Source organism: Nostoc sp. T09, assembly GCF_002154695.1.
Lineage (GTDB): Bacteria > Cyanobacteriota > Cyanobacteriia > Cyanobacteriales > Nostocaceae > Aulosira.
In genome coordinates this window covers 118,892-130,877 of sequence record NZ_MTAV01000078.1, presented here as the reverse complement: position 1 = coordinate 130,877, position 11,986 = coordinate 118,892, and the positions used below count along the sequence as shown (strand labels likewise).

Here is an 11,986-nt window from a genome sequence, read left to right as displayed (position 1 = left end):
ATTGCCTTTTTGACACCAGTTCACCAGTCTGATTTTGTAACTGGCAACTTGGGTTATTAACCTTGAAGGTTCACCATTAATATCTTTAATGGGAGTCAACGGTTGCGGCAAATCAACTATATTATATGCTTTAGCTTGTGTATACAAACCGATAAATACAACAGATGAAAATTATAAATTTTCTAGGTTTTTCCCGCCACACAATCACTTCAGTTGGGTAGGTTCAGACCTATCAATAACTTACAGCTATGGTGATGGCAGTAATAGTTACTCCCATCAGGAAAAGAAATATCAAAAAAATGATAGATGGGTTATTTATGAAAGAAGACCCGAAAGATGTGTTAAATTTATTGAAATAAAAACCTGTGTTCCAGTTATTGAGTCTGAAAATAAAGGTCAAAAAATTCAGTACACAACAAAAACGCAAGCAACTGCACTAGACGAATTAATTAGACAGAAAGCTGGTTATATTCTAAATAAGAATTATGATAGTCTTCATGTACATGAGTACGGAAATAAAACTATTCTTGGTGTCAAATCTGGAGTCACTCAATACTCAGCATTGACAATGGGCGCAGGAGAACAAAGAGTATTTACCATACTCGATACAGTTTTTAGAACAACCAAGAACTATAGCTTAATTTTAATAGATGAGATAGATTTATTAATGCACCCTCAGGCTCTTAAAAGGTTAATTGAGGTTATCTATGAACGGGCTAATGAAAAGCATCATCAAATAATATTTACATCTCATAATACCGAGCTTTTTGAATTAAAATATAAGGTTGAGTTAAGGCATATTCATCAAAGTGGAATAAATACAGTTTGCATTCCAAATACAACTCCAGATATTACTCGTCGTATGACTGGAAAACAGGTGAAATCACTTGAAGTCTATGTTGAAGATGATCTTGCACAAGCAATCGTAAGCCATATTGCTAGCTCACTTGGAATTTACAAAGACATAGTGATTCATAAATATGGTGCAGTCATAAATGCATTTACCGTTTCTGGAGGGCTTGGGCTTTCTGGCCAATTGCTCAGCAATGCTTTATTCGTTTTGGATGGAGATGAATATATTACTGAAGAAGATAAAAAAATCCAAATTCAACGAGTTGTGACTGGACATGGTTCAGAGATAGATACATTAAGAAAACAAGTGCTAAATAATTTGGCACAGTTCGAGCTAACCCAAGGTATGCATCCTGAACAATTCATCTTCAAATCTATTCATAACCTACCAGAACAAACTGATTCAGAAAATGAAGAAATTAGGAAAATTGCGTCTGATATTATTAATGCTGGGGACCAGCATAATTTAGTTAATCTTCTTATTGAACAATTAGGTTGTTCCAAAGAAATAGGACTAAATCGCATTATTCGAGTTTTTGCTCTATCGCCGCAATGGTCGAAATTTTCTGAACCAGTTCGTCTTTGGCTAGGTACTAAGAAACAAGAGTTACATTTGGGGTAAGCATTAAATATTGGTTGAGGTAATCAAAGATTTTAAAGCAGCTTCATTGATTACCTACGGACAATCGCGAAGTGAGAGCCGAGAATCCCACAAGACAACCAAATAAACCCACTACCCAACCTTGGTGAACGCTTAGGAGATCGACTGATGCTGCCGCCGGAAAATGACCAACAGGTGCATTGTCTGTAAAATTCAGGTCAGAGTAGAATAGCCAATTATTATTCATGCGCCAGCCGATGCGATCGCAAAATTTGCCCCAAGTCTCATAATCAGCATCAGGTTGACCACCAACGCTTTCCCAAATGCGCTTTTGTACGCTAAAACCAAAACGACCTTTGCTATATTTGACCCAAAGTTGGTCAATCGTGCAAAGGTCGCTACAGGGAAAGTTGTTAATTGCTTCAATATTCAGCCAGCCTACTTTTTCTCGCCTCGCTATCTTCAGCATGAGGGTGACAGTTTCCCGATCTGCGGCTTTCCAATCACCAGCTGCTAGTAATTCGGATAATCGCTGATAGTCTACTCCCCGTTCCGAACTCAGGTAATCAAGCGCTGGTTCTGGGATTTTTGCTGTTGATTTATGTTGAGGTTGTGCAATCGCATTTATAGGAGAAACATAAACAGCAGGTTTTGAAACAAAATTTTCACCCCCTCCCACATATTGAGCAATTCTGTGGATGTCGTTGGCTACATTCGTATCTGAACTAGAATCTGCCGTAATTGTACGTATCCATAGCTGCTCTAATTCTGCCAATTCTTTACTATGATTAACTTCTGCTGGTAAGGAATTTATGTGGTGATTGGCAATCTCATGTAAATTGGCGTACTTCTGTATAATAACTCGGTGCGACTTACCAACTGGCTCTGCACTTATATAAGGGGTTTGCAGAGGATACTTGTAGTGTGCCAAAAGTTCTGGTACGCGGAAACTGAGATATTGGTGCAACCGTTTCACCGTGGCGCATTGTCCTTGAATACCTAAACCTTCCAGGATTGCATGGGTAAAGACACCTTGTTGCAGCGCATCGATTTCAGAGGAAAATTCATGGGGACTACAAGACAAAATACTGATGATTCCGGTTTGGCTCACCAAATCTTGTGTTTGTTGTCCAATTCCTTCGCTACTTGGTTTGTGCTGATGACGGCAAGCATCTAACATCATCACAATATTATTAGAGCCACAACCGCGAAGGCATTCAGTCAGATATTGCAGGGAAATTCCTGTGTTTTCGATGTCATCTGGATTACCATCAGCAGGCATGAGGTAATCTTGATGAACATGCATCATCCCATGACCACTAAAGAAAAACCAGAAGTTATCTTCTGGCTTTAAGAAAGGACGATCAAATAACTGCTGTAAAAATCGTAATAAATTAGCGCGGTAAGGACGAGTCAGTTCACCACCAATACTGGGTGAGTCATCCGAGAAGAAGAAAACTCGCTCGAAACCTGCTTCATTGTGAAGCAAATTCTGCATCAACTCTGCATCCCGCTTCGCATACTTGAGCGGTTGCAAGAGGTCGTAATGATTAATACCGATAACTAACGCCCAGTTTTTCACCATCTCACTTTATATTGTTGCCACTGCAAGTAGAGTTTGATTGCTCCTAACCCAGTACTTTCGCGAATTTTCCGGAAAGTGGTTCAACCCCTTCCAGTCATTAAAAATCCTAGATTCACGATCTAGGTTCCATAAATCTTAGGGCTGGGAATAGGAATGCTTTGTATTTCGTGCTACAAACAACTCTTTCTACGGCTGTTAGTAAGAGGTTTCCGGACTAAAAGTAGCCTTGATGAAGACACAGGAAAACACAATCACACAATACTGTTCAGTTCAGAAAACTGAACTGTTGAGGCTGGTTAAAGGTGCAGAGAATAAGGATTGACGCTTTTTCTCTAAAATCAACAATATGCAAGTTAAATGTACATTAGCTTATTAAAGCTCTAATTTTTCTCGAATTAATTCTTCTTTGTCTTTAAAGCCTACTAACACTGCCTTTGCATCCTTAACAAAAAGGGGACGTTTCAGAAGCATTGCGTCGTTAGCGAATGCGTCAATCCACTGATCATCAGTCCAAGTCTTCTTTTGATCGCTCAAAGCCCGGTAGGATTGACCAGAGGTATTTCGCATAGAAGCAAAACCCAAAGACTTGACCCAGTTTTGAATCATCTCACGAGTTGGGGGAGTTTCTTTTGTATTGATGAACTCGTAATTAATGTTGTTGTCTTGCAGCCATTTAAAAGCTTTCTTACAGGTTCCACAGTTTGGAATTCCATAAACTTGAATGGACATAAAAAAGTTAATTAATCATTTTCAAGCAATTAAAAGCTTGTCCTTAAATTTAGTTAAACGCACCAGCCTCAGCATGATATTGCCCTGGTGCACGCGTATATACTTGTGCATCTTGCTTGAGTTAAAGCAACCAGTATAAATATTTCCACAATGCCAACTAAATCGAATAAGACAAGGGGAAAGACTTTGCATCTTTCGGCTTCACATATACCCGTTGTTCCGGTTCTAACTGCAATTCTTTGTAGCGATCGCGTGTTAAATGTGCCATCACCACTTGCCCTTCATCTAAATTTAATTCAACTTGAATTTCCCAACCCAAATGTATGACTCGGCTCACTGTCGCAGGTGTAGTAGCGCCGTTAGCAGATACCTCTACAATTACATCTTGTGGGCGTAAAAAGACTTCTGGATGTGGGACATCAAACCCGCTGCTTTTGAAAATCCTTGAAGAACTCGGCAGGACGTTGACTGGGCCAATAAAACTCATGACAAAGGAACTGGCGGGATGGTCATAAATTTGTTCTGGAGTTCCTACTTGTTCTACACACCCTTTATTCATTACAACTATTTCGTCAGAGACTTCCATTGCCTCTTCTTGGTCATGGGTGACGAAAACAGTGGTAACATGAACTTCATCATGGAGGCGGCGTAACCATGCCCGTAAATCTTTGCGAACTTTTGCGTCAAGTGCACCAAAGGGTTCATCCAGCAACAATACCTCTGGTTCGACTGCTAGCGCTCTAGCTAAAGCTACCCGTTGTCTTTGTCCACCAGACAGTTGTGATGGATAGCGATCGCCTAGTCCATTTAATTGCACTAGTTCTAACAATTGTTCTACCCGTGCCTGAATTCTCTTTACTGGGGCTTTGCGAATTTCTAAACCAAAGGCAATATTCTGGCGCACAGTCCTATGCTTAAATAGTGCATAGTGCTGAAACACAAACCCAATGTTCCGCTCCTGCACGCTTTGATAGGTGGCATCTTTCCCAGTCAAAAAGATTTTGCCACTATCTGGTAACTCTAAACCAGAAATTAACCGTAGCAGTGTAGATTTCCCAGATCCTGATGGTCCCAGCAAGGCAACAAGAGAACCACTCTTAATCTCCAAACTTACCCGATCAACAGCTTTGAAACTACCAAATTGTTTGGATACATTCTCAACTAATATGCCCACTGTTGTTTTCCCCTGCCAAGAATCTACGAATAATTGCTAGGATTACCGTATTTCATATATACCATAAGACTATTGCTTTTGGATTAGTTAAATTAAAAAGATTTCGTTACCCACAGCTACCACAGTCAAGAAAGCTACAATCAGCACCACTACAATCAAGAGAACTACAATCTACAGCACTAAAATCGAGGACGCTACAATCAGGAGTCATGCTGACAAGTTCAGCACAATTGCAGCTGACATCAGCACAGTTAATGCAGTCGGTACTGTCACCACCGCTAGATGAAGAATTTTGGGCAGTGTTACCTAGTCCTTTTTTAGATGAATGCAGATTTGGTTCCTCATCCTCTGTTGGCCCTGAGTTATCGGCTTGTGACCTTAAAATCCGGTTGGCTTGCTTGCAAGCTTGAAATCGCCTGCGGGACTTGCTAAGTAATCCTTTAAATCCATCTTCAGCTATTATCCGCTTAATGTATTGAGAGCAAGATTCACCGCCATATAAGACTCGGTGAGCGCAAACAAAGCCTTTATGTGGAGAGATGTGTTTTTGATATCCCGTAATCGCAACAATACTGGCTTTTCTGCCAATTGAATTTAATAGTGAAATTTCCATTTCATTGATACTTATTAATCTGGGATAGGAGTTCTACTTACCTTGCCTGAGTATGCCCAGAAATCTATTCTTGAGTACCAACTTTGAAACTCTCACGGCATTATGGCTAGTCAAATTTAACTCATCCCCTGACTGAAGTCTGAGGGATTTTGCTTAATTTTATTTATTGCTCAGTCAGCAGTAGCAAAAACAAATAGAAAATATATTATTCGTATCGAAATATTAAGGTATATTGCATTTCAGTCAAAACCCGAAGCAAGAGCGAGAAATGAGCCAAAAGTCCGTGGTACGATGCTTTCGGTAAATGTCAAGATTGGGAGAAAACCTTTGACACTACGGGTTGCTGTTGTTGGTTCGGGCCCAGCTGGTTCATCTGCCGCTGAAACACTGGCAAAGGCTGGGATTGAAACCTACCTAATTGAGCGGAAGCTGGATAATGCCAAGCCCTGCGGGGGTGCAATTCCCCTGTGTATGGTGAGTGAGTTTGACCTACCACCAGAAATTATCGATCGCCGGGTGCGAAAGATGAAAATGATATCACCCTCTAATCGGGAAGTTGATATCAATCTGATAAATGAAGAAGAATATATAGGAATGTGCCGCCGTGAAGTCTTGGATGGTTTCCTCCGGGATCGGGCGGCAAAACTAGGCGCAACTTTAATTAATGCTACCGTTCATAAACTTGATATACCCACCAACAATACTGACCCCTATACCATCCATTATGTAGACCATACAGAAGGGGGCGCACAGGGTATTGCCAAAACCTTGAAAGTGGATTTAGTAATTGGGGCAGATGGGGCTAATTCCCGGATTGCTAAAGAAATTGATGCTGGGGATTACAATTATGCGATCGCTTTCCAAGAGCGAATTCGTCTACCCCAAGACAAAATGGCTTATTACAACGATCTTGCCGAAATGTACGTCGGCAATGACGTTTCTACCGACTTCTATGCTTGGGTGTTCCCTAAATATGACCACGTAGCTGTGGGTACTGGCACAATGCAGGTCAATAAAGCCAGCATTAAGCAGTTACAAGCTGGGATTCGCGCTCGTGCAAGCAAGAAGTTAGCAGGCGGACAAATCATCAAAGTAGAAGCACACCCCATCCCCGAACATCCCCGTCCCCGCCGCGTTGTCGGTAGAGTCGCTTTGGTGGGAGATGCGGCCGGTTACGTTACCAAGTCCTCTGGTGAAGGCATTTACTTTGCAGCTAAATCTGGGCGCATGTGTGCCGAAACAATTGTGGAACTATCCAACAGTGGCAAATCAATCCCCACAGAAGGCGACCTCAAGGTTTATTTGAAGCGCTGGGATAGAAAATACGGACTTACCTACAAGGTATTGGACATTCTGCAAACTGTATTTTATCGTTCCGATGCTACCCGTGAGGCATTCGTAGAGATGTGTGCTGATATGGATGTCCAAAAGCTCACATTCGATAGTTATCTGTATAAGACAGTTGTCCCCGCCAACCCCATTACTCAACTGAAAATTACTGCCAAGACCCTTGGTAGCCTGATTCGTGGTAACGCCTTAGCTCCTTAAAAGCTTTTGGCGATGTCTAGCGACAAGCCCTCCGGGTTCGGGGGTTCGCAATCGACGGGAACCGCCAAGACTGCGACCCCCTCACCGCTTTGCGTCTACGCACCCTTGAATCACAGCAGAGGAGTTGGGGAGTAGAAAATTCACATTTTCAAGATGTAACTTGGAATTTTGAATTTATTTGCCCCTCTGCTTCTCTGTAATATTTCAACTTTATCTGTAATTTAAAAGACTTTATATTTTTTTAAATTGGAATTTAGAGAGCAAAATTGGCTTTTTATAAATATTGTTCCCCTATAAATAATTTTTTACGTAGAAAGATTGTAAAAAAATTGTATTTTTTTCTACGTGTATCTAACTTTTTACCTAAAAAATAAAAACCTTATGTAAAGACTTTATGAAGAGAAGGATAACTTCTTGGCTTATGTCCGTATATTTACTAAGGTAAACAGGTTCCCTAGTTAAAGATATCAGAGAGGAGTTGAAACCTAACTATGAAACTCAGTTTGGTTTTTGCCACTGCTCTATCTAGTTGTTCGATGATTGCCTTAACAGCATTTGGGTTTTCTGATCAAGCCCAAGCTGCCACCATTTCGGGTAGAGCAGATGGTGTATGGGTCAAAGCGATTCCAGACAGCAAAAATAAATTTTGCTCAAATAGCAATACCGATTGCCAATTTGTTCAAGGTGTAGGAACCAATTCATTTAGCTGGGGCGAGCCTGCGAAGAACACGCCTCCCAATCAACCTAATCAACTTACATTTATTGGCAATTCCTTCTTAGCAGATGTTGGCTCGTGGTTTAAGTTAGGCAGTTTAAATTACTTTAACGGCATAATCTACGACGATACAAACATACAGTATGTAACTTTAAATCTCGATTGGTTTTTTGGTGATAACAATCAAGTTAGGAAAGTATTACCAATATCTTTTTACTTAGAAAATACAACGAACCAAATAAAAGACAATATTAAAGATCCAACGAAACGTAGACAGTGTTTACATCAATACAGCATCAGCTAGAACCAGTTTTAAATTGAATCAAGATTTATATCAATTGCAGATAGCTGGATTTAGCCCATCATTATCTTCTCCTGTGAAAAATATTAGTGCTAATGAAGGAGAATTTCAGGATGCTGCCATTTATGCCAGGTTTATTAAGCCTAATGGCGTTGACAACATTCCACCTAAAGAGGATGTTCCCGAAGCATCAACTATTGCTGCTTCACTTCTAGCAGGAACGTACCTAATTTATCGCAAAAAGTTCTCTAAACTAACAGCTAAATCTTCATGCAAATAAGTAGTTATTATCAGCTGCTTACACCAAGATGCATGAACAAGAAACAAGGAAATTCAAATTATTGCTTCTGCTTCAGCCATTTCTAGGAAGGGTGTACAGAGGGTTGACTTTTAAGCATTCTTGAAGCAGAAGGGCTGTTATAATTGCTCTGTGTACTTATGCAGTAATAAAGTGAGTGATTTAACTGCGGTTAAATACAAATTTATTGTCTAAAAGGTAACAGTTGAGTCCAACACTGCGAAGAGAAGTGCCTTGCGCGGGTTCCCCGCGTTGTGGCAACTTCGGAGAGGGTTTCCAACAACACTTGCTAGCCTACAACAACGCTTTGTAAACGCGTCTACGAGTGTCTACAAGTCAACAGAGGCGACGGCAGTTGCTTCACACAGGGAACAGCCTGGCGTTAGCGAGCGGGGCGCTCTTAGCGCACAGCAGTAGTGTAAAGCCTTTTATTCTCCCAAGGGGAGACGCTACGCGTAGCTTGCTTCCTACCAGTCACTCTTCACCTGTTCCCTTGCCTTCTCCTGTAACTTTTATTTTGCCTAACTACTTAATTTGTAGCGATATGAGACTGAACGATATCAGTTCCGCAAACTTTGCTTCTAAAAGTCACAATTAAAGTGTAAAGGCCAATATTGGATTGCACTGTGGAGGGTTTGGTAATTTTTCTGCTAGTCTGATACGAAGAGGTAGACGACTAAAGTTGAGTGGCGAACAGTTCTACGAACCTTTCTATATCTAAGTTCTAGCATTACTGGTTCTCTTTGTAACTAACAAAAAATCTCAAATTTACTTAGAGAGGGCTACCCAAATCAGGTAGAGATCGAGTTACGATCTTGTCACACTTCTTTGTTTGACAAGTCATATTCCAGAATTTTCTGACTAAAATAGTATATCTGTTCTACTCAGACTCCAAACCCAAACAATCCTTAAATCCATATATTTAGAGGCAGGAATGGCTATCAATACCGATACTTCTGGCAAGCAAAAAGCGCTGAACATTGTACTCAACCAGATTGAGCGCAGTTTTGGTAAGGGAGCAATCATGCGTCTGGGCGATGCTACTCGGATGCGGGTAGAGACAATTTCTACCGGAGCGCTCACCTTGGATTTAGCGTTGGGTGGTGGTTTACCCAAAGGGCGGGTGATTGAGATTTATGGACCGGAAAGTTCCGGTAAAACAACAGTAGCACTACACGCGATCGCTGAAGTGCAAAGAGAAGGTGGTATTGCGGCCTTTGTGGATGCTGAACACGCCCTTGACCCCACTTATGCTGGGGCATTAGGTGTAGATATTGAAAATCTGCTAGTTTCTCAACCAGACACAGGGGAATCCGCTTTAGAAATTGTCGATCAGCTGGTTCGCTCTGCTGCTGTTGACATTGTAGTCATTGACTCGGTGGCAGCATTGGTTCCTCGAGCGGAAATTGAAGGTGATATGGGTGATGCCCACGTTGGTCTCCAAGCCCGGTTAATGAGCCAAGCCCTGCGTAAGATTACTGGTAATATTGGTAAATCTGGCTGCACAGTAATTTTTATTAACCAATTGCGGCAAAAAATTGGTGTTACCTATGGCAGTCCAGAAACCACAACTGGCGGTAATGCCTTAAAATTTTACGCTTCAGTGCGCTTAGATATTCGCCGAATTCAAACTTTGAAAAAAGGTACAGATGAGTTTGGTAACCGCGTTAAGGTAAAGGTGGCAAAAAATAAAGTAGCACCTCCCTTTAGAATTGCAGAATTTGACATTATTTTTGGCAAAGGAGTTTCTACTTTAGGCTGTCTTGTTGACCTAGCTGAGGAAACAGGCATCTTGCTTCGCAAAGGAGCCTGGTATAGCTACAATGGCGAAAATATTTCCCAAGGTAGAGACAACGCCATCAAATACTTAGAAGAAAAACCAGAATTTGCTGCACAAATTAAGCAGTTGGTACGTGAAAAGCTAGATAAAGGAGCTGTTGTTTCTGCTAACTCTGTAACGAAGGTCAGCGAAGAAGACGACGAAGAAGTGGATTTAGAAGAAGAGGAATAAAGGTAGAAAAAATGGGATATATAGCAAAATTTGCTGTATACCCCATGCTTACTTGGATTATGAGTTCGTAGTGAGTTAGGGCGGTGAGGCAGTACGTCTTAGGTCTCCCCAAGTAAAGCAACTGCTGAACCCGTAAGGGTTTTGGGAGAGAACCCCCAAGACCTAGTTCGTGGGGGACACGAGTCCCCCATGAGCGATTAAGGTTAACGTTAGCATAGTGGCAGTAAGGAATGAGCGTCTCCCGTTCGCGCAGCGTTCCCGCAAGATATGATGAGCAATAAAGTGCTTAAAAAACCACGACTGAAGTCTTGAATCCGAACTAATTTTTCATTTAATTTACAGATGATCAGGCTGGTGTCTCCTAAAAAACCGATCTAAAATTTCTGACTTTTCTTCTGCACTAAAGTTACTGTGTCGGTATTTGGAATTATCAATTAAATCTGAGTCTGTAATAATACCTAAAGTATCATTTAGGTTCTCAGTTCGATATTTGTGTTGAGCGCTGATTGAATTAAATTTATCTATTGAACGATCATCCCTTCCAGGCACAAGCTGCATCAGTAACTCTATAGCTACAGTTGGCAAAGTGCGGCAGGTATGATTTACAAAAAAATCAAAAGTTATCATACCGAGCCGGATGCGATCGCCATCATTAAGTTTAGTTGGCTGGTAGACTGGTTCACCATTGATAAAAGAACCATTAGTACTTTTAAAGTCAATTAAATAGAAACCTTTTTGGTCAATATACTGAATAGCAGCGTGGCGATCGGATAGATATTTGTCAGCAATATGGATGCCATTGCTGTCATCCCGCCCTATAGTCCAGATTTGCTGTGGCTGTTGTAGGCTTTGGGTTTTGTTATCGTACAGATTAGTAATCACATAAACAGTAGAATCATCTATTACACCCTGTACATAACTCGAATTTACTCCCATAAATGATGCCTGAGCTAGGTTCTCTATCTGGAGGATGTCATCTAGAAGGCTGCTATGTTGCTCATATAACTTGAGGAATACTTGAAATAAACTTAATCGCCGTTGTAGTTCCTTCCCTTGCAACTCAGCTATCATAGATGAGCCTTTTACTGGCAAAAAATGTGATTTGCTGATTTCGGTCATTAATATCTCGTCTCAGCCTACTATCAGGAATAATTTACTTTCCGCTAATACTTAATAAACAAGCAGCTTAAAAGGATGAAGCTATTTACATTTTAGGTAAAACTTGTTAAGTATTAGCAACCATAAATGTCATCAAAAGTTTTTATAAAAAATTATTGTGACGGTTTATTTTTTATTGTAAAGTATGATTGTTAATTTGTAACAGATAAAGAATATTAAGAATTTTTTATAGAATTATTAAAATGGACAAAATAACGGTATGGCAGTGCCATATCGTTGCTGCAAAATTTAAAATGGGGCAATTCTGCTTCTTGCAAAGATAACTGCCACACCATCAGCCCTATAGTTTGATCACAGCGGTTTTAGCTGCAAGTATTAAACATACCCATCTTCAACAGTTTAGAGAGCGCTGCGATCGCTAAAATAATCTTTGATCTTGA

Annotated in this window: 8 protein-coding genes and 1 pseudogene; 4 read left to right on the top strand and 5 right to left on the bottom strand. The window is 40.6% G+C overall.

Going from position 1 to position 11,986, the window contains the following annotated elements; genetic code table 11:
- The first annotated feature begins 88 nt into the window (after positions 1-88).
- The gene (locus tag BV372_RS16915) at positions 89-1,474 is read left to right on the top strand and encodes an AAA family ATPase (protein ID WP_086687654.1); all 1,386 of its coding nucleotides are present in this window, start codon (positions 89-91) and stop codon (positions 1,472-1,474) included.
- Between the two features lie 43 nt (positions 1,475-1,517).
- On the opposite strand, the gene BV372_RS16910 is transcribed toward BV372_RS16915, so the two are convergent.
- The 4 genes from BV372_RS16910 to yidD form a co-directional block, all read right to left on the bottom strand.
- A complete protein-coding gene (locus BV372_RS16910; RefSeq protein ID WP_256973282.1) occupies positions 1,518-3,038 on the bottom strand; it encodes a GUN4 domain-containing protein in 1,521 nt (506 codons plus the stop codon).
- Between the two features lie 372 nt (positions 3,039-3,410).
- Complete coding sequence (locus BV372_RS16905; protein WP_086687653.1) at positions 3,411-3,767, bottom strand: Spx/MgsR family RNA polymerase-binding regulatory protein; 357 nt, start codon at positions 3,765-3,767, stop codon at positions 3,411-3,413.
- 157 nt (positions 3,768-3,924) lie between these two features.
- Positions 3,925-4,941 (bottom strand): sulfate/molybdate ABC transporter ATP-binding protein, encoded by a 1,017-nt coding sequence (locus BV372_RS16900; RefSeq protein WP_086687652.1) that lies wholly within the window; start codon positions 4,939-4,941, stop codon positions 3,925-3,927.
- Positions 4,942-5,047: 106 nt separating this feature from the next.
- Positions 5,048-5,554, bottom strand: a complete 507-nt coding sequence (gene yidD, locus BV372_RS16895; RefSeq protein WP_086687651.1) for a membrane protein insertion efficiency factor YidD — start codon at positions 5,552-5,554, stop codon at positions 5,048-5,050.
- Between the two features lie 327 nt (positions 5,555-5,881).
- On the opposite strand from yidD, the gene chlP reads away from it, so the two are divergent.
- The 3 genes and pseudogenes from chlP (at position 5,882) to recA (ending at position 10,427) form a co-directional block, all read left to right on the top strand.
- Complete coding sequence (gene chlP, locus BV372_RS16890; RefSeq protein WP_373270775.1) at positions 5,882-7,102, top strand: geranylgeranyl reductase; 1,221 nt, start codon at positions 5,882-5,884, stop codon at positions 7,100-7,102.
- A 491-nt stretch (positions 7,103-7,593) separates the two neighbouring features.
- Positions 7,594-8,398: pseudogene (locus BV372_RS16885) on the top strand (choice-of-anchor K domain-containing protein).
- Positions 8,399-9,350: 952 nt separating this feature from the next.
- Positions 9,351-10,427, top strand: a complete 1,077-nt coding sequence (gene recA, locus BV372_RS16880) for a recombinase RecA (RefSeq protein ID WP_086687649.1) — start codon at positions 9,351-9,353, stop codon at positions 10,425-10,427.
- A 336-nt stretch (positions 10,428-10,763) separates the two neighbouring features.
- Here recA and BV372_RS16875 read toward each other — a convergent pair whose 3' ends face one another.
- On the bottom strand, positions 10,764-11,546 hold the full coding sequence (locus BV372_RS16875) for an FHA domain-containing protein (RefSeq protein WP_179198123.1): 783 nt from the start codon (positions 11,544-11,546) through the stop codon (positions 10,764-10,766).
- Positions 11,547-11,986: the final 440 nt, after the last annotated feature.

Excerpts from the sequence above, each read along its gene's own strand:
- BV372_RS16915 (WP_086687654.1), top strand. The coding sequence starts at position 89 with ATGGGAGTCAACGGTTGCGGCAAATCAACTATATTATATGCTTTAGCT.
- BV372_RS16910 (WP_256973282.1), bottom strand. The coding sequence starts at position 3,038 with ATGGTGAAAAACTGGGCGTTAGTTATCGGTATTAATCATTACGACCTC.
- BV372_RS16905 (WP_086687653.1), bottom strand. The coding sequence starts at position 3,767 with ATGTCCATTCAAGTTTATGGAATTCCAAACTGTGGAACCTGTAAGAAA.
- yidD (WP_086687651.1), bottom strand. The coding sequence starts at position 5,554 with ATGGAAATTTCACTATTAAATTCAATTGGCAGAAAAGCCAGTATTGTT.
- recA (WP_086687649.1), top strand. The coding sequence starts at position 9,351 with ATGGCTATCAATACCGATACTTCTGGCAAGCAAAAAGCGCTGAACATT.
- BV372_RS16875 (WP_179198123.1), bottom strand. The coding sequence starts at position 11,546 with ATGACCGAAATCAGCAAATCACATTTTTTGCCAGTAAAAGGCTCATCT.